This is a genomic window from Actinomadura sp. RB99 (assembly GCF_014706005.1).
GTDB lineage: Bacteria > Actinomycetota > Actinomycetes > Streptosporangiales > Streptosporangiaceae > Spirillospora.
Window position 1 is genome coordinate 14997 of the sequence record NZ_JABMCA010000091.1, and the last position, 19189, is coordinate 34185.

General features: G+C 73.6%; 18 protein-coding genes. 9 read left to right on the top strand and 9 right to left on the bottom strand.

Going from position 1 to position 19189, the window contains the following annotated elements; translation table 11 throughout:
* Positions 1 to 67: 67 nt before the first annotated feature.
* On the top strand, positions 68 to 703 hold the full coding sequence (locus tag amrb99_RS43795) for a TetR/AcrR family transcriptional regulator (protein WP_190867815.1): 636 nt from the start codon (positions 68 to 70) through the stop codon (positions 701 to 703).
* A gap of 4 nt (positions 704 to 707) precedes the next feature.
* On the opposite strand, the gene amrb99_RS43800 is transcribed toward amrb99_RS43795, so the two are convergent.
* Together amrb99_RS43800 and amrb99_RS43805 are read right to left on the bottom strand one after the other, a co-directional pair.
* Positions 708 to 1544: a metallophosphoesterase gene (locus amrb99_RS43800; protein ID WP_190867817.1), complete on the bottom strand. Its 837-nt coding sequence runs from the start codon at positions 1542 to 1544 to the stop codon at positions 708 to 710.
* Between the two features lie 133 nt (positions 1545 to 1677).
* A complete protein-coding gene (locus amrb99_RS43805; RefSeq protein WP_190867819.1) occupies positions 1678 to 2562 on the bottom strand; it encodes an NAD(P)H-binding protein in 885 nt (294 codons plus the stop codon).
* A 91-nt stretch (positions 2563 to 2653) separates the two neighbouring features.
* Here amrb99_RS43805 and amrb99_RS43810 point away from each other — a divergent pair, with 91 nt between their 5' ends.
* A complete protein-coding gene (locus amrb99_RS43810; RefSeq protein ID WP_190867821.1) occupies positions 2654 to 3595 on the top strand; it encodes an AraC family transcriptional regulator in 942 nt (313 codons plus the stop codon).
* Positions 3596 to 3694: 99 nt separating this feature from the next.
* Here the strand turns inward: amrb99_RS43810 and amrb99_RS43815 are convergent, their stop codons facing one another.
* The 5 genes from amrb99_RS43815 to amrb99_RS43835 all read right to left on the bottom strand — a co-directional run bounded on the left by amrb99_RS43815 (position 3695) and on the right by amrb99_RS43835 (position 11542).
* The gene (locus tag amrb99_RS43815) at positions 3695 to 6490 is read right to left on the bottom strand and encodes a bifunctional YncE family protein/alkaline phosphatase family protein (RefSeq protein WP_190867823.1); all 2796 of its coding nucleotides are present in this window, start codon (positions 6488 to 6490) and stop codon (positions 3695 to 3697) included.
* A 3-nt stretch (positions 6491 to 6493) separates the two neighbouring features.
* Positions 6494 to 7867: an ABC transporter permease gene (locus amrb99_RS43820; RefSeq protein ID WP_190867824.1), complete on the bottom strand. Its 1374-nt coding sequence runs from the start codon at positions 7865 to 7867 to the stop codon at positions 6494 to 6496.
* A complete protein-coding gene (locus tag amrb99_RS43825) occupies positions 7864 to 8823 on the bottom strand; it encodes an ABC transporter ATP-binding protein (protein WP_190867827.1) in 960 nt (319 codons plus the stop codon). The genes amrb99_RS43820 and amrb99_RS43825 overlap by 4 nt, the downstream gene beginning before the upstream one ends.
* Before the next feature lie 147 nt (positions 8824 to 8970).
* A complete protein-coding gene (locus amrb99_RS43830) occupies positions 8971 to 10059 on the bottom strand; it encodes a hypothetical protein (RefSeq protein WP_190867829.1) in 1089 nt (362 codons plus the stop codon).
* A 142-nt stretch (positions 10060 to 10201) separates the two neighbouring features.
* Complete coding sequence (locus amrb99_RS43835) at positions 10202 to 11542, bottom strand: hypothetical protein (RefSeq protein ID WP_190867831.1); 1341 nt, start codon at positions 11540 to 11542, stop codon at positions 10202 to 10204.
* A gap of 185 nt (positions 11543 to 11727) precedes the next feature.
* Between amrb99_RS43835 and amrb99_RS53545 the strand changes: the two genes are divergently transcribed.
* The 5 genes from amrb99_RS53545 (at position 11728) to amrb99_RS43860 (ending at position 15498) form a co-directional block, all read left to right on the top strand.
* Entirely contained in the window at positions 11728 to 12459 is a 732-nt protein-coding gene (locus amrb99_RS53545) for a GntR family transcriptional regulator (protein ID WP_206700353.1), read from the top strand.
* A 107-nt stretch (positions 12460 to 12566) separates the two neighbouring features.
* On the top strand, positions 12567 to 14000 hold the full coding sequence (locus amrb99_RS43845) for a PTS ascorbate transporter subunit IIC (RefSeq protein ID WP_190867833.1): 1434 nt from the start codon (positions 12567 to 12569) through the stop codon (positions 13998 to 14000).
* Positions 14001 to 14025: 25 nt separating this feature from the next.
* Positions 14026 to 14328 (top strand): PTS sugar transporter subunit IIB, encoded by a 303-nt coding sequence (locus amrb99_RS43850; protein ID WP_190867835.1) that lies wholly within the window; start codon positions 14026 to 14028, stop codon positions 14326 to 14328.
* Positions 14325 to 14762 (top strand): PTS sugar transporter subunit IIA, encoded by a 438-nt coding sequence (locus amrb99_RS43855; protein WP_206700354.1) that lies wholly within the window; start codon positions 14325 to 14327, stop codon positions 14760 to 14762. The genes amrb99_RS43850 and amrb99_RS43855 overlap by 4 nt, the downstream gene beginning before the upstream one ends.
* Positions 14755 to 15498 carry a sugar isomerase domain-containing protein gene (locus amrb99_RS43860; protein WP_190867839.1) on the top strand — a complete coding sequence of 248 codons (744 nt, stop codon included), beginning with the start codon at positions 14755 to 14757 and terminating at the stop codon, positions 15496 to 15498. Before amrb99_RS43855 ends, amrb99_RS43860 begins: the two co-directional genes overlap by 8 nt.
* Positions 15499 to 15526: 28 nt before the next feature.
* On the opposite strand, the gene amrb99_RS43865 is transcribed toward amrb99_RS43860, so the two are convergent.
* Entirely contained in the window at positions 15527 to 16063 is a 537-nt protein-coding gene (locus amrb99_RS43865; RefSeq protein WP_190867841.1) for a hypothetical protein, read from the bottom strand.
* Positions 16064 to 16160: 97 nt separating this feature from the next.
* Between amrb99_RS43865 and amrb99_RS43870 the strand changes: the two genes are divergently transcribed.
* Positions 16161 to 16391, top strand: a complete 231-nt coding sequence (locus amrb99_RS43870; protein WP_190867843.1) for an EF-hand domain-containing protein — start codon at positions 16161 to 16163, stop codon at positions 16389 to 16391.
* Positions 16392 to 16457: 66 nt separating this feature from the next.
* Here amrb99_RS43870 and pgi read toward each other — a convergent pair whose 3' ends face one another.
* Positions 16458 to 18089: a glucose-6-phosphate isomerase gene (pgi, locus tag amrb99_RS43875; protein ID WP_190867845.1), complete on the bottom strand. Its 1632-nt coding sequence runs from the start codon at positions 18087 to 18089 to the stop codon at positions 16458 to 16460.
* A 219-nt stretch (positions 18090 to 18308) separates the two neighbouring features.
* Here pgi and amrb99_RS43880 point away from each other — a divergent pair, with 219 nt between their 5' ends.
* Positions 18309 to 19115 (top strand): acyl-CoA thioesterase domain-containing protein, encoded by an 807-nt coding sequence (locus amrb99_RS43880; protein ID WP_190867847.1) that lies wholly within the window; start codon positions 18309 to 18311, stop codon positions 19113 to 19115.
* Positions 19116 to 19189: the final 74 nt, after the last annotated feature.

The following is a 19189-nucleotide window of genomic DNA, read 5'->3' on the forward strand; positions in this document are numbered from 1 at the left end:
CCAACACCGCGGACCGTCCCCCTGCACGCCGCGGTCGCGCACGCGTCAGGAAGGACCGGGGACCCAGGTGACCAGCGACGACACGCCGCGCACCCGTGCGCCGCGCGCGGACGTCCGCCGCAACCGCGCCCGGCTGCTCGCCGCTGCGCGCGAGATGTTCCTGCGCGACGGCGCGGGCGCCTCCCTGGAGGGCGTCGCCCGCCTGGCGGGCGTCGGCGTCGGGACGCTCTACCGCCACTTCCCCACCCGGCAGGACCTCCTGGAGGCGCTGCTCGCCGACGCCTACGACGCGCTCGCGGAGCGGGGCCGCGAGCTGCTGGAGTCGCCGGAGCCGGGGCGGGCGCTCCTCGCGTGGCTGGACGACTTCGTCGCCGCCGTGTCGGTGTTCCAGGGGACGGCCCCGTCCGTCCTGGTCTCCTTGCGCGGCGAGCGCTGCGAGGCGTTCCGGTCGTGCCGCGCCATGCGGGACGCGGGCGCTGCGCTGTTCGCGCGCGCGCAGGAGTACGGCGAGGCGCCCGCCGGGGCCGCGTTCCTGGACGTGCTGAAGCTCGCGGGCGGGATCGCGATGGCCGGCGAGCGGGAACCCGGCGCCGCCCGGCGGCTGCTTTCCCTCGCCGCGTCCGGCATCGTCCCCAGCGCCGCGCACGGCGAGAGCGGCGCCGCGCACGACGGGTCGGGCGGCGCGCCGGACCCGTCCGGCTGAGGCGTCAGTTCTCGGCGGGGACGGGGAGGACGCGGCGCGGCCCCTCCGGCCCGCCGCCCTTCGCGCGCCATTCGCGCGGGTAGCCGACCGACACCTCGATGTGCGGCACGCCGTCCGTCCAGATCGTCCGGGGGATGTGCAGGTGGCCGTACACGACGGCGACGGCGCCGAACCTGGAGTGCCATGACTCCGTGCGCTCGGTGCCGCACCACTGCGCGAACTCCGGGTACCAGAGCACGCGGGTGGGTTCGCGGACGAGCGGCCAGTGGTTGACCAGCACGGTCCGGGTGCCGGGCGCGAGGGCCGCGAGCCGCTCCTCGGTGTAGGCGATCCGGGCGTCGCACCAGGCGTCCCGGGTGAGGTGCGGGTCCGGGTGCAGGTAGACCTCGTCGGTGCAGACGACGCCGGAGTCGTGCGCGATCTTCAGCGCCTCCTCCTTGGTGGACGCGCCGTCCGGCCGGAACGTGTAGTCGTACAGCAGGAAGAGCGGGGCGACCGTGACCGGGCCGTCCGCGCCGTCCCAGACCGGGTACGGGTCCTCGGGCGTGAGCACGCCGAGCCCGCGGCACATGTCGACGAGCCGCCGGTAGCGGGCCTCGCCGCGCAGGGCCACCGGGTCGTCCTTGACCGTCCAGAGCTCGTGGTTGCCGGGGACCCACAGCACGCGGTCCCACCGCCCGGCCAGCACGCCGAGCGCCCACTCGACGTCGGCGAACCGCTCCGCGACGTCGCCCGCCACGATCAGCCAGTCGCCCGGCGCCGCGGGCTCCAGCGCCTCGACGAAGGCGCGGTTCTCGGGGAACCCGACGTGCAGGTCGCTGATCGCGTACACACCGCTCATGCCGTGATCGTAAGCGCAAACCGGGCGCGGCCCGCGCCCGGCGGGCGGGCGCGGGCCGCGGCCGGGGCGGGGATCGCCGTGCCCGGCCGTGCTTCCTCCAGGTCAGCCGCTCGACGCGGCGGACGGGGCGGGTTCAGGCGTTCCAGATGCCGGTGGCGGCGGTCTCGCGGGCGTAGTCGGCGAAGTCGCGGGCCTCGCGGCCGAGGGCGCGGCGGACGCCGTCGGCGGGTTCGGCGTTGCGGCCGTCCAGCACGGTGGTGAACAGGTACGTCAGCAGGCCGGCGACCTCGCCGGGGAGGCCGTGCTCCTTGAGCGCCGCCGCGTAGTCGTCCGCGCCGACCCGCACGTAGGCGATCTCGCGTCCGGCGGCGCGGCCGATCTCGGCGACCGCGTCGGCGAAGGTCAGCGCGCGCGGCCCGGTGACCTCGTAGACCTCTCCGGCGTGCCCGGCGCTGGTGAGGGCGGCGACGGCCACGTCCGCGATGTCGTCGGCGTCGGCGAACGGCTCGGGCACGTCGCCGGCCGGCAGGACGACCTCGCCGGCCCGAACCGGGTCGAGCAGGTAGTCCTCGCTGAAGTTCTGCGCGAACCACGCGGCCCGCACGATCGTCCACTCCAGGCCGCAGTCGCGGACGACGCGCTCGCACGCCCGCGCCTCCTCCTCGCCGCGCCCGGACAGCAGCACGACCCGGCGCACCCCGGCGGCCGCCGCCGCGGCGGTGAAGGCACCGATCGCCTCGGGCGCGCCGGGCGCGGCGAGGTCCGGGTAGTAGGACAGGTAGACCGACTCGACGTCCCGCAGGACCGGCGCCCAGGTCGTCCCGTCCGTCCAGTCGAAGCCGGGGACCGCTGACCGCGAGCCCATCCGGACCGGGACGTCCAGGGACTCCAGCCGCTCGACGACCCGCCGCCCGGTCTTCCCGGTCCCGCCGAGCACGAGGACGAGCCCGGTCTCCAGGGCGTTCCCGCCGATGTTCCCGCTGGTGTTCTCGCTGATGTTCCCGCTGGTGTTCGTCATGTCCTGGAGTCAACCGCCGGGCGCGCCCGTCCGACATCGTTGAGACGCTCGGCTCCATGCGCGAGCGTCCAGAGCCTTTACGCTGAGCGGCATGGACGCCCTGACCGACCTTCTCGACGGCCCCCGCGCGCACGGAGCGTTCATGATCCGCTCGACGCTGAACCCGCCGTGGTCGATGCGGATCCAGGACGAGGCGCCGCTGACGCTGGTGGCCATGGTCCGCGACGAGGCCTGGGTGCTCCCGGACGAGGGCGCGCCCGTGCACCTCCGCCCCGGCGACCTGGTCATCTGCCGCGGTCCGGACCCGTACGTCGTCGCGGACGACCCGTCCACCGAACCGCAGATCGTCATCCACCCGGGCCAGCGCTGCACCACCCCGGACGGGACGAGCCTGTCGGAGGCGATGGACCTCGGCGTGCGCGCCTGGGGCACCGACCCGGACGGCAGGGCGGTGATGCTCGTCGGCACCTACGAGACGCGCGGCGCGGTCACGCAGCGGCTGCTGGCCGCGCTGCCGCCGCTGGCGGTCGTGCGCGGCGACACCTGGCGGTCGCCGCTGGTGGGGCTGCTCGACGAGGAGATCGTCAAGGACGAGCCCGGCCAGGAGGTCGTGCTCGACCGGCTGCTGGACCTGCTGCTGATCCAGACGCTGCGCGCGTGGTTCTCCCGGCCGGAGGCCGAGCAGCCCGGCTGGTACCGGGCGCACGGCGACCCGGTCGTGGGGCCCGCGCTGCGGCTGCTGCACGACGACCTCGCGCACCCGTGGACGGTCGCGGACCTGGCCGCGAGGGTCGGCGCGTCGCGGGCGGCGCTCGCGCAGCGCTTCGGCAGGCTGGTCGGCGAGCCGCCGATGGCGTACCTCACCGGCGTCCGGCTGGCGCAGGCCGCCGACCTGCTGCGCGAGAGCGACGCCACCCTCGACGCCGTGGCGCGCCGGGTCGGCTACGGGACCGCGTTCGCGCTCAGCACCGCGTTCAAGCGGGAGCACGGGATGAGCCCGCAGGAGTACCGCTCGGGCGCGGCGACCGCCTGACGCCCGGGGGCCGCCCCGGCGGGCGCCGGCTTGGACGTGCGGCGGCCCGCCGGGATGGATCCCCGGCGGGCCGCACGCGGTGGACCGTGCCGGTCCGGATCAGCCGTCGGCGTCCGGCGACGGCAGGTAGCGGCCGGGCACCTCCGCCGGGGTGAGAATCTTCTTCTCACCCGGGTACGGCTTGGTGAACCCGTGGGTCAGGTACCACGTGTAGTGGTCCATCTGGTCGGGGTTGGCGCGGTCGGGCTGCGGGTTCTGGTCGTTCTGGTGCTGCTGCCGGTTCCAGGCGTCCCACAGGCTCGCGACGCCCTTCTCCCCCGCCGGCACCGCCGGGGTCGGCGACTGGGCGGGGGCGAGCGACGCCCTGGTGGTCGGGACGGGGTCTTCACCGCAGGCCGGCGGCGTCTTGAGCCCGTAGGTCAGCGGGACGCGGTTCTGCACGGCGGTGAACGGCGTGTAGTCGGGCCGCCCGGTGAACGCGGTGTACATCGGGGTGGCCGCGCTGTCCTTCTGGTTCATCGGGCGCACCCCGAGGATCTGCTCGATGGTGCGAACCACGGTGATCTGCGAGTAGTAGTGGCTGTCGACCTTGCCGTGGTTGGCGTAGGGGCTGATGACCTGCACCGGGCCGCGCGCCCCGTCGACGTGGTCGACACCGTCCTGGGTGTCGTCCTCGATGACGAAGATCGCGCTGTCCTTCCAGTACTTGCTGTGCGAGATGTGGTCGACGATCCGGCCCACCGCGAGGTCGTTGTCGGCGACCTGCGCGATCGGGTTCGGCGCGCCGCCGGTGTGGTCGCTGGACAGCCAGAACATGTTGAGGCTGCCCGGACCCTCCGCGTCGAAGTGCCGCTTCCAGATCTCGTACCGGTAGATGTCCGGGATGTCGGTGTCGAACTTCGGGTAGTCGTGCGCCGTCACGTCGTTCAGCGACGGGATCGGGGAGGACGAGTCGGTCTTGATGGCCGTGTTCTGGCCGGTGTCCGCCATGGTCCTGGCGTCGCAGTAGAACTGCTGCCACGTCGCGCCGGACGGCTTGGTCTCGAACTGCAGGAACTCGCCGTAGTTCTTGACGCTGCCCCCTGCCGCCTGAACGCCGCTCCACAGGGTGCCGGAGCGCTGGTGGCCGAGCGCGTCGTCCTCGGTGTCGTAGCTGCGGGTGTACTCGCCGGCGCCCGACTCGGTGTACTCCGGGTTGTCGGACTGCATGAGCCAGTTGTGGCCCTCGGCGGAGTTGGTGCCGACGTCGTAGGTGTTGTCGTACAGCCCGAACTGGCGGGCGAGCGCGTGCTGGTTCGGGGTGGCGTTCTCGCCGAACTGCGCGAGCGCCGGGTCGCCGTTGCCGCGCTTGTCGTCGCCGAAGACCTGGTCGTAGGAGCGGTTCTCCTTGACGAGCAGGAAGACGTGCTTGATGGTCGACGGGTCGCCGAGGCGGACCGGGACCGGCACGGGCCGCGCGCGGCCGCCGGTGCGCAGCCCGGCGAGCGAGGCGGCGTCCCAGCCGTTCTGCTGGAACACCCTGGCCGTGTAGGCGCCGATGAGCCGGTCGTCCGGCAGCGTGAACCGCAGCAGCGTGCCGGTCGAGTCGTGGGTGTTGTGGCCGGTGGCCGGCGTCGTGCCGGCGCCCTTGTCGATGGTGCGCCCGGGGCCGCGCTCGCCGATGCCGCGCAGGCTGGTGACGACCACCTGCCCGCCGACGGTCGTGACGTTCTCGGGGAAGTAGTCCGTCGGCAGCATGCCCACGTAGCCGACCGGCGCCTTGGGTCCCTTGTACCGGTAGACGGCCAGCGCGTTGGCGCGGCCGAGGGTGACCAGGAGGCGGCCGTCGCCGGTGAGGGTGATGCCGTCGGGCTCGTAACCGACCTTGGCGCCCGGCCACGGCTGCGTGGTGATGGTCTGGACGACGGCGTCCTTGGACGTGTCGACCACGGAGACGGTGTCGCTGCCGGTGTTGGCGACGAACAGCACGCCCTTGGCGGCGTGCAGGGCGGTCGGGTGCAGGCCGACGTCGATGGACTTCACCGAGGCGCCGGTGTCGCCCACGTCGATGACGCTCACCGTCCCGGTGGTGACGGCGCCCGTCTTCGGATCGGCGGGGACCTGGGTGCCGTAGGAGTTGAGGGTCTGGTCGCCGTCCTTCGCGGGGCGCCCGCCCTCGTTGCTGACATAGAGCTTGCCGCCGACCAGGGCCAGGTCGCGTGGAGCGTTCCCAACGCTCCAGCTGCGCGTGATCGCACCCGTGGCCGGGTCCATGGCCACGACGCGGTTCTGGCCGTTGACGGCGGTGTAGAGGGTGGCGCCGTCGGCGGAGAACACCGCCTGGGCCGGCAGCGGGTGCTTCGACCCGTCGTTCGGGATCGTGATGAACGTCGGGGCGCCCACGGTGCCGTCGGCGTTCACCGGGAAGCGGCTGAACCCGTTGATCTGCGGCATCCAGAGGGTCTTGCCGTCCGGCGAGTACGTCGGGCCCTCCTGCCCCACGTTGTTGTTGCCGATCTTCAGGTTCGCGGCCGCCGAGGTGCCGGCCTGCTGGAGGACCTTGTAGTCCTTCAGGTCGACGATCGTCAGGGCGATGGAACGGTCCGTGGTCAGGGCCGCGAGATGGCGGCCGTCCGGGCTGACGGTGGACGACAGCAGCTTCCCGTTGTCGACGAGAAGGCGTTCGCCAAGGGGCTTGTCGAACTGGTCGCTGGCGAGCAGCGTGCCGAGGCCGGTCGTGTCGCCGACCTTGTGGGTGCCGAACGCGTGCGTCGACGCGTAGGCGACGCCGCCGCCGGCCGTGATGGCCAGCGCGGCGGTACCGGCCGCGACGATCCGGACCCGGCGGCCGCCGAGCCGGCGGAACACCCCGGAGCGGTTCTCCGCGGGGTTCCGGCGTTGCCTTCTGACGTGCATGAGCTAACCCTTCTGAGCACTGGCGGGGCTGGCGAGCAGGTCGACGTCGCCGTCGAACTGCCACAGGGGGTTGGGCGCATCCCCGCTCGAGGTGCGCACCTGGAAGTAGCCGTTCACCTCCTTCGGACCGTCGCCGTCGGCGACGTACCGCCCGTCGGCGGTGACGTCGAGCTGGTAGATGGCGGTGCCGGCGGAGGCCACGCCGGGCAGGTGCCACGTCACGACGCACCGCCAGTCGTTGCCCGGCCCCTCGTCGGCGACGCGGTCGCCGCCCTTGTCGCAGGACGCGGTGGTCCGCAGCTGGGCCTCGGTGACGGCGGGGCGGTGGAGTTCGCGGGTCTGCAGCCGGTAGAGGTGCGCGTACGAGGTGGCGAGGGAGTCCTCGAGCTTCGTCCGCTCGATCCCCGACCCCTTCGCCGGAGTCGTCCACGAGACCACCGCCACCGTGACGACGGCGAGGGCGGCCAGCGGCAGCACGCCGCCGACGGCGACGCGCCGCCCCGACCCGTCGTAGGCGAGGTCGGTGAAGTCGCGGCGCAGGAACAGCCGGTAGGCCAGCGCGGTGGCGGCGACCGCCCAGACCAGGGCGACCGCGACGCCGATGAGCAGCGGGCGGGTCTGCGCGGGCTCGGTGAACAGGCCGCGCCAGGCGAGGAACGCCTCGCCCGGCAGGGCCGTCCGCACGGCCACCGGCAGCGGCAGCATCTGCGCGAGCTGGAGTCCGAGCGCGAGGAGCGCGGGCATCAGCAGGCCCATCGGCGAGCGGCCGAGGGCCACCGAGCCGAGCAGGCCGACCGCCGCGAACGCCAGCGTCGGCGCGAGCACGCAGCACCAGGCGAGCAGCACCGTCGCGGCCGCGTCGCCGGACGACAGCATGTGGCCGTCGAGGCCCGCGAGCGGGTGGGCGCCGGCCGCGGCGAGCCCGCCGGCGATGCCGGAGGCGGCCAGCCCGGCCGTCATCGCCAGGATCACGGTGAGGCTCGCGAGCGCCTTCGCCGCGAAGATCCGGCGCGGGGAGCGGACCGCGACCAGCAGGTGGCGCCAGGTGCCGAGCCGGTCCTCGGCGGCGAACACGTCGCCGGCGGTCAGGGACGTCAGCAGCGGGAGCACCCAGCTGCACGAGAAGCCCAGCACCACCAGCGACCCCGCCCAGCCGGACGCGTGCATCCAGCGGCCGAAGACCGTGTCGGCCGGGAGCGAGCTCTGCAGGCTCACCGCGGCCACGAACACGGCGGGGGCGATCCAGCACGCCGCGAGGACCAGCCGGATCCGCCACTGCGACAGCAGCTTGACCAGCTCGAAGCGGTAGCCGCGCGGCAGCGGCGCCGGACGGGCCTCGTCCGCGGCGGGGGCGGCCGTGGTGGTGGTCGCGGTCATCGGGGGTCCTCCTCGGTCTCGCCGGGAACGGTCCCGGTCCCGGTCAGGGCCAGGAAGGCGGCCTCCAGCGGCGGGACCACGGGCGCGAGCCCGCGCACCGCGACGCCGGCCTCCACCAGCCGCACCACCAGGTCGTCGAGGGCCTGCACCGGCCCGCGGACGACGAGCACGTCGGCGTCCGGCCCGGCCTGCGGGTCCCGCACGACCCGCAGGCCGGGCGTCCGCTCCGCCACCTCGCGGGCGGCCGGCGGATCGGAGGTCAGCAACCGGTGGTCGAGGTCGCCGACCTCGGCTGCGAGCTTCTTCACCGGGCCGGAGAACACGACCCGCCCGGTCGAGAGGATGGTGACCTCCGGGCACAGCGCGGCGAGGTCGTCCATCCGGTGGCTGGACATGACGATCGCGGCGCCGTCGGCGGCGAGCTCGGTGATGACCCGGTGGACGTGCCGCTTGCCCGCCGGGTCCAGGCCGTTGGCGGGCTCGTCGATGACGAGCAGCCGCGGCCGGGTGAGCAGCGCGGCGGCCAGGCCGAGCCGCTGCCGCATCCCCAGCGAGAAGCCGCGGACCCGGTCGTCCGCGACGTCGGTCAGCCCCACCCGCTCCAGCGCGGCGCCGACGCCGGCGGCGGGGCCGTGCCCGCGCAGCCGCGCCAGGGCGGCGAGGTTCTGCCGCGCGGTGAGCGAGGGGTAGAGCCCGGGCCCGTCCACGAAGCCCGCGACGCCGTCGGGGACGGCGAGCGTCCGGCCGACCGGCGTCCCCAGGATCTCGAGGCGGCCGCGGTCCGGGACGGCCAGGCCGAGCAGCAGGCCGAGCAGCGTCGTCTTGCCCGCGCCGTTCGGGCCGACCAGGCCGTGCACCTGCCCGCGGTCGACCTCCAGATCGACGTCGTCGAGCGCCACCACCTCGCCGAACGACTTCGTGATGCCGCGAGCCCGGACGACCCTGCTTCTGCGCATGCCAGTTCCCCACTTAGACGCCGCCGCAGGAACTTAGAGATCGCGAATGGCGTCGACGGGGCGCGCAGCCGAACGGCGGGCGAATGATCGCCCACCCCCAGGGGCCGCGGCGGCCCCGCGGGACGGGGGAACGGGCGGTGCCGCAGGTCAGCCGACGGACACCGGCACGTCGGGGTCGGTGACGACGGCCGAGGCGGGCACCGAGGACGCGCGCCGGACGACCGGCGCGCCGCTCGCCTGGATGTCGCGGATCCGGATCCCGCTCCCGCCGCCGATGTGGACGTGGGGGGTGCCGGGCCTGGTGGCGTCGGGCTGGACGCCGTCGCCGTCGCTGAACATGAGCCCGTCGAGGACGATGCCCGCCCCGCCGGTGACGGTCACGATGCCCCTGTCGTGCGCGGGCTGGGAATGGCCGGCCGCGCCCGGGTCGGCCATGCCGCCGTAGAACCAGCAGTCGCGGACCCGCACGAACCTGCCGCCGGTGATGAGGAGCTGGCTGCCCGAGGTGGGATGGCCCGCCTGCGCCTGCGCGTCGAACCGGGCGCCGTTCAGGACCACGCCGCGGCCGCCGTCGAGGCGGAGCGCGCACACGTTGGCCCTGGCCGTGGCGAACACCGGGCCGACGACGGTCTTGCTGACGTTCGGCAGCCACACGTGGTAGCGGTCGCCGGGGCCCATCCTCGGGGAGTCGATCAGCATTCCGTCCGTCCAGTAGCTGTTGTCCGAGCCCCAGAGCTTGAACGGCGTGTCGTAGCTGTTGTTGACGTCCCAGAAGCCCGAGAAGGTGACCGCGGTGTGCGCACCCCACATGACGTGCTTGAAAAGGTTGAACGCGAGGTTCTCGAAATGCGAGGCCCAGAGCACCGACCCGCCGCCGGCCTGGTCGGCGAAGAAGGCGGTTCCCGAGTCGCCCTCGAAACTCAGGTTGCCGACGTAGATCCCGCGCGTCCGCCCCTTCGGCAGGGTCAGCCATCCGGAACCCGGCACGCTGATCTTCACGCGCTGGTTGTAGTGGAACTCGTTGCCGCTGATCAGGCCCGTGAAGGCGAGCCCGTCGAAGACCTGGCGGGGCCGCTTGAACTCCATCGAGCGCTGCCCTAGCACGATCGCGGGCTTGCAGGTCTGCTGGGAGACGTAGGACAGCGCCTGGGTGAGCTTGGCGTCGTCGGTGGCGCCCTTGAACGAGTCAAGGAGGACGCCACGCGCGGTCGAAGGGCCGCCGGCCGGATCTGTCATTTCCCCTCCTCAGCGGGCATTTCCACTGAGCGACGACATTCCCCCTTACTACGCTCGGTAATCGGACGGTCACGGAATAGTCACGAGCAGGTGACGGACCCCGGGCGCAGGATCGCCCCCTCGACGCCCTGCGGGCACGGCGTCACCGAGGGACGTAGAGGCGGATGTCGTCGACGCGGGCGCCGCCCTCGTAGAAGTTCATGTGCGGGTCGCCGATCATGAACCGGTCGGGATAGGCCGACCCGGCCGGCCATGTATGGCGGTCGACGAGGGTGCCTCCGGGGCCCTTCCAGGTCCAGTCGGCGTCGTAGCGGCCGTCGTACTCGCCGGGCTTCTGGTTGTAGTGCCAGATCGGCTCGCCGTCCTGCACGAACGCGCGCGTGTACCGGTACGTCGCCCGGCCCACGTGGGCGAACACTCCCGACATCTCCATCGTGTACGCACCGCCCCGGCGTTCGATCGCGAACGTGTACGGGTTCTCGGGCAGCAGTTCCGGCCGCAGGTCGACCGTCGAGACGATCGCGCCGCCCTTGGCGAGACCGCATTCGCTCTGCATCAGGTACTCGGTCCCGGGCATGGCGGGATACCTGCGGTCGTCGGTCATGAAAATGGCGTTCACGCCGTTTCCGGTCCCGGCGGAATAGGGCTCGTACCGCTTCGTCGCCGGGTTGCAGTACTTCAGGCCCGTACCCGTGTACTTGTACCTGTTGTAGCCGTCCATGGCCACTTTCCGGTGACCGTGGACGAAGATGTTGTCGTGCGGCGCCACCCGCCGGTAATCCATGATCGACATGTAGTAGAAGCCGTTGGAGTCGGTGCGCGCGTCCGCCCACGCGCATTCGGGCCTGGAGAAGTCGCCGCCGGACGCCCACGGGAAGACGGTCTTGCAGCCGCCCGGCGCGTAGCCGTTGATCCGGCCGTCGGGGTAGTCCCAGGAGCCGTCGCGCTCGCCGCCGAAGTCCAGGCCGCGCAGCGTCATCTCGACGCGGTACTCCGCGGGCAGGTCCCGCGTCGAGCGGATGACGACGCCGCCGCGGTGGTCGGGCTCGTCGAGGTCGGCGGCGCCGCGCCGCGAGGTGAGGGTCGGCGGGCGGTCGGGCCTGCCGTCCCCGTCGGCGTCCCGCGCGGCGAGTTCGGCGGTGAGCCACCCGCGCCGGCCGAACGCGAAGGACTTGCGGTACGTCCGGACCGTGGCGAGCTGCGTCCGGAACGCCGGGCCGCCGACCGTGTCGAAGTACGCGCCGTCGTTGTCGTACATGTCGACGTCGTAGGGGCTCGCGGAGCCGTCGTCGTCGGGCCGCCACGGCACGCGCGCGTCGTCCAGGCGCCGGTCGAACGGCTCGGCCGCGACGAGCCGCCAGCCGGGCCGAGCGCCCGGCGGCCCGCCGCCCGTCCCGGCCTCCGCCGCGCCCGCCGTGCCCGCCGTCGCGGACAGGACGAGCGGAACCGTGAGCGCCAGGCCCGCGCGAACCCGCCTCTTCATATCGCCGCCTCCCTCGCCGCGCCGCGGGGCGCGGTGCTCGGCCGGTTCCAGGACGATCTTCGGTGACGGTAGGCCGGGGACGCGCCCGCCACCATGGCAAACATCGACAAAGTGGTATTGACCAGTCGCCATAACGGGACGTAGCGTGTGCGGCGACGGGATCGGCTCCATAGAGGGGTGAAGGCGTGCGGACTGGCGGTGAGGGCCGTAACGGGAACACGAAGCGGCAGGCGGTCCGCCGCGAGCTGCTCGCCATGCTCGAGGGCCTGGAGCCCGGTGACGCGCTGCCGTCCGAACGCCGGCTGGTCGACGAGCTCGGCGTCTCCCGGCCGACGTTACGGCAGGCCGTGGACGGCCTCGTCGCCGAAGGGCTGCTCGAACGGCGGCACGGAAGCGGCACCTACGTGGCCGAACCGCGGATCGCGGTGCCGCTCACCATGACCTCCTTCACCGAGGACATGATCCGCCGGGGGATGAAGCCGGGCGGCCGCGTGCTGTCGTTCCGCACGGAGACCGCGGGGGCGCGGATCGGCAGGCGGCTGGCCCTTCCGCCGACCGAAGAGGTCTTTACCATTCGGCGGCTGCGGCTGGCGGACGGCGCCGCGATGGCCATCGAGACGCTCTACCTGCCCCGGGCGCTCATGCCCGGGCTGCGCAGGGACGTCCTGGAGGGCCGGTCGTTCTACGACCTGCTGCGCGGCGCCGGCATCGTGATCGCGTCCGGCACCGAGACGATCGAGCCGACCGTCACCACCCCGGAGGAGGCCGCCGAGCTGGACGTCCCGGTGCACACGCCGGCGTTCCTGTTCGAGCGGGTGACGCGGGACGAGGACGGCCGGCCGCTGGAGTACGTCCGGTCGCTCTACCGCGGCGACCGGTACCGCCTCGAACTCGACCTCCGCCCGCCGTCCCACTGACCGCTCCCCCGGCACGCGTCCGGCGCGCGCCCGGGGCACGACCGTCCACCAGCGCTGGCGGGGGCCGCAGCGCACGAACCACCCCTGAGAAGTGAGGCGACTTCACCATGGGCGTCATCAAGGACATCCTCACGTTCCTGGCGAACAACGTCTTCGGCCAGGTCCCGATCCTGATCGGGCTCATCACGCTCGCCGGGCTGATCCTGCAGCGCAAGCGGGCGGAGGACGTCGTCGCGGGCGCGCTGCGCGCCACGATCGGCGTGGTGATCCTGTTCATCGGCGTCGACGTGTTCACCGGCGGGCTCGCCAGCTTCCAGACGGTGCTGGCGAGCGCGATGGGCACGACGCCGCCGCACGCCGACCACTCGCTCACCGACTTCCTGTCCAAGCAGGGCGGGACGATCGCGCTGGTGATCACGGTGGCGTTCCTCGTGCACGTGCTGATCGTGCGGCTCTTCCCCGCCGCGCGGTACCTGTACCTGACCGGCCACCTGATGTTCTGGATCAGCACGGTCACGGTGGCGTCGCTCGTGACGATCGCGCCCGGCGCGAACCAGCTCACGCTGGTGCTGTGCGGCGCCGGGTTCGTCGCCGCGTACTGGACGCTGCAGCCGCTGTGGATGCGGCCGCTCATGCGCCGCGTGATGCCCGACGACCGGTTCGGGTACGCGCACACCAGCTCGCTGGCCTGCCTCGTCACCGGCTACGCCGCCCGGCCGCTCGGCAGCCGCGAGAAGCACGACACCGAGAAGCTCACGCTGCCCCGGCAGCTGTCGTTCTTCAAGGACGTCAACATCAGCACCGCGCTCATCATCTCGGTGATCATGCTGCTCGGGGTCGCGTTCGCCGACCACGGCGTGGTGGCCAAGGCCGCCGCCGAGATGGACGACAAGCTGTCCCCGTGGGTGTGGGGACTGCTGGTCGGGCTGCGGTTCGCGGGCGGCATCGCGATCCTGCTGTACGGGGTCCGGATGTTCCTCGGCGAGATCGTCCCGGCGTTCAAGGGCTTCAGCGACCGGGTCATCCCCGGCACCCGGCCCGCGCTGGACGCGCCGACCGTCTTCCCCGTCGCGCCGACCGCGGTCATGCTCGGGTTCGTGACGTCCACGGTGGTGTTCCTGGCCTGCCTCGCGGTCTCCGCGGCGGCCGGCTGGTTCACCCTCGCCCCGCCCATGATCATGCTGTTCTTCGTCGGCGGCGCGGCCGGGCTGTTCGGCAACGTGGTGGCGGGCTGGCGCGGCGCCGTCCTCGGCGGCGTGGTCTCCGGCCTGATCCTCGCGGTCGGACAGGGCTTCACCTGGGGGCTGTACGAGCGGACGGCGCCGGAGCTGTCCACCCTCGCCGACCCCGACTGGTACGCGATCGGCTGGCTGCTGAAGGCGGCCGACCCGGTCATCGGCAAGGGGACGGTCTGGCTGGTGCCCGTCATCGCGCTCGCCGCGACGGTGGTGACGCTGGTCCTGCTCGGCCGCGCCGACAAGCGCCGCGCCGTCGCCGAGGGCGAGCCCGAGGCCGCCGGCGCGGCACCCGCCAAGGCTTGAACGACGCACAACGGAGGGAACCGACATGGCACTGGACAGGCGGCTGGAGGTCCTCGCGGTATGCGGGGTCGGCATGGGCTCCAGCCTGATGCTGAAGATGACCGCCGAGGACGCGCTGGGCTCGCTCGGCGTGGACGCCCGGGTGGAGAACACCGACGTGTCGTCCGCGCGGGGCATGTCCCCGGACGTGGTGATCGGCCAGGGCATGCACACCGGCGAGATCGCCGACCTCGCGCCGGTCGTCATCACGATCAGCGACTTCCTCGACAAGGACGGCCTGGCCGCGCAGCTGAAGGAGCGGCTGACCGAGCAGGGGTGGCTGCCGTGACCGGCATCGCCGCGAACGACGACGTCGCCGCGCGGGACTGGCGGGAGGCCGTCCGGGAGGCCGCGTCCGCGCTGGTCGCCACGGGCGCCGCCGGCGAGGGCTACCCGGCGGCGTGCGAGCGGGTGGTCGAGGAGAACGGCCCGTACATCGTGCTGACGAAGGGCCTCGCGCTCGTCCACGCCCGTCCCGAGGACGGCGGGCTGGCCGTCGGCGTCGGCGTGACCCGGCTGGCCGCGCCGGTGGAGTTCGGGCATCCCGACAACGACCCGGTCGACCTCCTGCTCGCGTTCTGCACCCCGGACCCGGACGCGCACGTCGGCACGCTCGCCGCGCTGGCCCGGTCGCTGTCGGGCGGGCTCGCCGACCGGCTGCGCGCCGCGCCCGGCCGGGAGGAGCTGGCCGGCGCGCTCAAGGAGGCCGTGCCCGATGCCTGACGCCGCCCGGCAGCGGCTCCCCGGCCGGGTGCGGGCCCTGCTCGACGACCTCGACGCCGCCTCCGGCGAGGCGATCGGCGCGGCGGCCGCGCTGCTGCTCGACGCGGTCCAGGCGGGCGGGATCGTGCACGTCGCCGGGGCCGGGCACTCGCTGGTGATGGTGTGCGAGACGTTCTACCGGGCCGGCGGGCTCGCCGCGGTCCGCCCGATCTGGGCGCCGGACGTGCTCCCGCTGGACGACGCCGTGCGCAGCACCCGCGCCGAGCGGCGCGCCGGCGTCGGCCGCGCCGTCGTCAAGGAGGCCGCGCCCGCCCCGCCGGACGTCGCGGTGGTGTTCTCCACCAGCGGCCGCAACCCGTACCCGGTGGAGATCGCCGCGGAGTGCGCGGCCCGGGACGTCCCGGTGGTCGCGGTGACCTCGGCCCGCGCCGCGAGCGGCGCCGCGGCCCGGGCCGCGACGACGCTCGCCGACCACGCCGCGATCGTGGTGGACACCCGGGTGCCGCCCGGCGACGTCCTGCACCCGCCGGGCGCGCCGCGGACCGCCGCGGTCTCCACGATCCTCGCCGCCTACGCCTGGTCGCGGATCCTCGCCGACCTGGACGACCTCGCCGCCGCGCGCGGCGCGGAGCCGCCCCGGTGGACGAGCGCGAACGTGCCGGGCGGCGACGAGCGGAACACCGCGCTCATCGAGCGCTACCGGCACCGCGTCCCCGAGCTGACCGGCGGCGAGTGACCGGCCACGGGTGACCCGCTTTGCCCGGCTAGCCCGCGGGGAGCCCGGCGCGGTCGGGGACGGTGCGGGGCAGCTCCCGCAGCCAGGACGCCACGTCGTCCGGCCACCAGCGGCCGGGCGACAGCCGGCCCAGCTCCGCGGCGACCCGCGACGGCGAGGAGGGCGCCGGGACGACGCGGGCCGGCGCGGCGCCGGAAAGGACGCCGAGCCACCAGTGCCGCGCGGTCTCGGGCATCTCCTCGGGATCGAGGACGACGTAGTAGTCGGGGAGCTGCGCCGTGCCGGAGCGCAGCGCGGCGAGGGCCTCCTCGACGGCGACCTCCAGCGGGCCGGGCGCGGACGCCCCGTCGAAGAACGCGGTCCAGGCGTCCCGGACGGCGGCGAGCGGGTCGTCGTCGTGCACCACGTAGGTGCCGCCGGCGCGGCCCACCAGCGCGGCGAACTCGGCGGGCGGGACGTCGCCGCGGACGAGGGCACGGACGTTGTGGAGCCCGCCCAGCCCGGCGACCACTTCCCCGGCCCGCTCCCCCGCCACGACGACCACGGTGCTGCTCGATCGGCGCATGATCGGAGTCTATGATGCGGGCGTATCGGACCGGTTCAGGCCGAGGGGGACGACCCCCGAGCCCCCGTCCGGCTTCGTCGGGGATCAGAGGAGTGAGATGACCACCAGGCCGACCGAGGACGATCTTCTCGCCGTGTTCACGAGGGCGGACCTCGGCAAGGACGAGCGGCTCGACCTGATGGAGTTCACGCTCGTCCTGGAGCACCTCGGGCTGTCGTGGTCGCGCGCGGAGACGCAGGACAGGTTCGAGAGGGCCGACGCCAACCTCGACGGGTTCATCTCCTACGGCGAGTACCGGGCGATCCTCGAGGAGCAGGGCTGGGCCTGACCCCGGACGCGACGGAACGGAACGGGCCCGCCGGTCGCGCCGGCGGGCCCGTTGCGTCCGCGCCGGTCAGACCCGGCGTCCGCGCAGCTCGCGGTACCTGCGGACGAGCGCGGCGGTGGACGCGTCCGGCGCGTCCGAGGGCGGCTCCTCGGAGGTGAGCGCGGGCGCGAGGTCCTGCGCCATCACCTTGCCCAGCTCGACGCCCCACTGGTCGAAGGAGTCGATGCCCCAGACCGTCCCCTCGACGAACACGATGTGCTCGTAGAGGGCGACCAGCTCGCCGAGCGTCTTCGGGGTCAGCTTCGGGACCAGGATCGTGCTGGTCGGCCGGTTGCCCGGCATCACCTTGTGCGGCACGACCGCGGCGGGCGTCCCCTCGGCGGCGATCTCGTCGGCGGTCTTGCCGAACGCCAGCGCGGACGTCTGCGCGAGCAGGTTCGCGGTGAGCAGGTCGTGCATGCCGGCCCGGTCCTCGAACGGCTCGGCGAACCCGATGAAGTCGGCCGGGACCAGCCGGGTGCCCTGGTGCAGCAGCTGGTAGAAGGCGTGCTGGCCGTTGGTGCCGGGCTCGCCCCAGAAGATCTCGCCGGTCTGCGCCACGACCGGCGCGCCGTCGGCCCGCACCGACTTGCCGTTGGACTCCATCGTCAGCTGCTGCAGGTAGGCGGGGAAGCGCGACAGCCGCTGGCTGTAGGGCAGCACGGCGCGGGTCTGCGCGCCGAAGAAGTCGGTGTACCAGACGCCGAGCAGGCCCATCAGCACCGGCATGTTCGCCTCGAACGGCGCGGTGCGGAAGTGCTCGTCGATCGACCGGAAGCCGGCCAGCATCTCCCGGAAGCCCTCGCCGCCGATCGCGATCATCAGCGACAGGCCGATCGCGCCGTCGAAGGAGTAGCGGCCGCCGACCCAGTCCCAGAAGCCGAACATGTTGTCGGTGTCGATGCCGAAGTCCGCGACCCGCTCGGCGTTGGTCGACACCGCGACGAAGTGCCGGGAGACGGCCTTGTCGTCGCCGAGGGCGTCGATCAGCCACTGCCGCGCCACCTTGGCGTTCGTCAGCGTCTCCAGCGTGCCGAACGTCTTGGAGCTGATGACGAACAGCGTCCGCTCGGCGTCGAGTCCGGCGAGCTTGCCGAGGATGTCGGCCGGGTCGATGTTGGAGACGAACCGGCAGGAGATCCCCGCGTCCACGTAGTCGTGCAGCGCCTCGTAGGCCATCGCGGGGCCGAGGTCGGAGCCGCCGATGCCGATGTTGACGACGGTGGTGATCTGCTTGCCGGTGAACCCCGTCCACTCCCCCGACCGGACCCGTTCGGCGAACCGGGACATCTTGTCCAGGACGGCGTGCACGTCGGCGGCGACGTCCTGCCCGTCGACCGTCAGCGCCTCCCCCGGCGGCAGCCGCAGCGCGGTGTGCAGGACGGCGCGGTCCTCGCTGACGTTGATGTGCTCCCCGGAGAACATCGCCGCGATCCGGTCGCGCAGCCCCGCCCGCTCCGCCAGCGCCACCAGCAGCCGCAGCGTCTCGTCGGTCGCCCGGTGCTTGGAGTAGTCCAGGCAGAGGTCCCCGGCGGTCACGGTCATGCGCTCGACGCGCCCCGGGTCCTCGGCGAACAGCTCCCGCAGGTGCCGGCCCGCGAGTTCCGCCTGGTGCTCGGCCAGCGCCGTCCACTCGGGCGACTCGGTGATATCAGCCATTGCCTCTCTCATCTCCTCGGCGGGGCCGGACGGGCGCCGACGGCCCCCGGGCGCTCCGCCGTCCCCCACGGCGATCATAGGTCGGCGGCGCGCGGCGCTCGCAACGCTCTCCCCAACCGCGGAGTGTTCCCACCCGGATGACCGGTTCGTCCGGACGCGCGGATAAGGTCGGCGCCGTACGCGGCCGGACGGGTTCCGGCGGGTTCACGGGGAGGGTGCATGGGCGTCCCGCGGGACATGGCGCGGCTGTTCGAGCTGACGGCGCTGGGCGGCGACGTCTTCGTGGCGGACTCCCCGTCGGTGGGGCGGTCCCGGCTGTTCGGCGGGCAGGTCGCCGGGCAGGCGCTGCGGGCGGCCTGCCGCACCGCGGACGGGCGGCCGCCGCACTCGCTGCACGCCTATTTCATCCGTCCCGGCGCCCCCGAGGAGCCGCTGCGGTTCGAGGTGGCCCGCACCCGCGACGGGCGCTCGTTCTCCACCCGGCACGTCACCGCGAGCCAGGGCGGCAAGCCGATCCTGGAGCTGATCGCCTCGTTCCACGAGCCGGAGGACGGGTTCGACTGGCAGGCGCCCGGCCCGTCCGGGACCCCGGCCCCGGAGGACCTGCCGGAGCACTGGACGCCGCCCGGGTTCTCCCGGCACCCCGACGGCTTCGAGGTCCGCGTGGTGGACCCGCCGGACGAGGACGGGTTCCCCGTGCCGCAGCCGTTCTGGATCCGGACGGACCGGCCCGTCGGCGACGATCCCGCCCTGCACGCCTGCCTGCTGGCCTACCTGTCCGACATGGGGATGGTGAGCAGCGCCCGCGCCCCCGGGTCCCCCAAGCGGCTCGTCACCGCCGTCACCTTGGACCACGCGATGTGGTTCCACCGCCCGCCGCGCGCGGACCGGTGGCTTCTCTTCTCGGCGGGGCCGGTGACGAACCACGGCGCGCGGGGCCTCGCTCGCGGAACCCTCCACACGGCCGACGGCACGCTCGTCGCGTCCATCGCCCAGGAGGCGCTCCTGAGGCCCGCCGCCGGCTGAGCCGGCGCCGCCCCGCGCGCACGGCGCGGGGCGGCGGGATCCGGGCCGGTCAGGCCTCGGCCGCGGCCAGCGCG

Excerpts from the sequence above, each read along its gene's own strand:
- amrb99_RS43880 (WP_190867847.1), top strand. The coding sequence starts at position 18,309 with ATGGGCGTCCCGCGGGACATGGCGCGGCTGTTCGAGCTGACGGCGCTG.
- amrb99_RS43835 (WP_190867831.1), bottom strand. The coding sequence starts at position 11,542 with ATGAAGAGGCGGGTTCGCGCGGGCCTGGCGCTCACGGTTCCGCTCGTC.
- amrb99_RS43860 (WP_190867839.1), top strand. The coding sequence starts at position 14,755 with ATGCCTGACGCCGCCCGGCAGCGGCTCCCCGGCCGGGTGCGGGCCCTG.
- amrb99_RS43810 (WP_190867821.1), top strand. The coding sequence starts at position 2,654 with ATGGACGCCCTGACCGACCTTCTCGACGGCCCCCGCGCGCACGGAGCG.
- amrb99_RS43825 (WP_190867827.1), bottom strand. The coding sequence starts at position 8,823 with ATGCGCAGAAGCAGGGTCGTCCGGGCTCGCGGCATCACGAAGTCGTTC.
- amrb99_RS43820 (WP_190867824.1), bottom strand. The coding sequence starts at position 7,867 with ATGACCGCGACCACCACCACGGCCGCCCCCGCCGCGGACGAGGCCCGT.
- amrb99_RS43815 (WP_190867823.1), bottom strand. The coding sequence starts at position 6,490 with ATGCACGTCAGAAGGCAACGCCGGAACCCCGCGGAGAACCGCTCCGGG.
- amrb99_RS43850 (WP_190867835.1), top strand. The coding sequence starts at position 14,026 with ATGGCACTGGACAGGCGGCTGGAGGTCCTCGCGGTATGCGGGGTCGGC.
- amrb99_RS43870 (WP_190867843.1), top strand. The coding sequence starts at position 16,161 with ATGACCACCAGGCCGACCGAGGACGATCTTCTCGCCGTGTTCACGAGG.
- amrb99_RS43830 (WP_190867829.1), bottom strand. The coding sequence starts at position 10,059 with ATGACAGATCCGGCCGGCGGCCCTTCGACCGCGCGTGGCGTCCTCCTT.
- amrb99_RS43845 (WP_190867833.1), top strand. The coding sequence starts at position 12,567 with ATGGGCGTCATCAAGGACATCCTCACGTTCCTGGCGAACAACGTCTTC.
- amrb99_RS43805 (WP_190867819.1), bottom strand. The coding sequence starts at position 2,562 with ATGACGAACACCAGCGGGAACATCAGCGAGAACACCAGCGGGAACATC.
- pgi (WP_190867845.1), bottom strand. The coding sequence starts at position 18,089 with ATGGCTGATATCACCGAGTCGCCCGAGTGGACGGCGCTGGCCGAGCAC.
- amrb99_RS43800 (WP_190867817.1), bottom strand. The coding sequence starts at position 1,544 with ATGAGCGGTGTGTACGCGATCAGCGACCTGCACGTCGGGTTCCCCGAG.
- amrb99_RS43865 (WP_190867841.1), bottom strand. The coding sequence starts at position 16,063 with ATGCGCCGATCGAGCAGCACCGTGGTCGTCGTGGCGGGGGAGCGGGCC.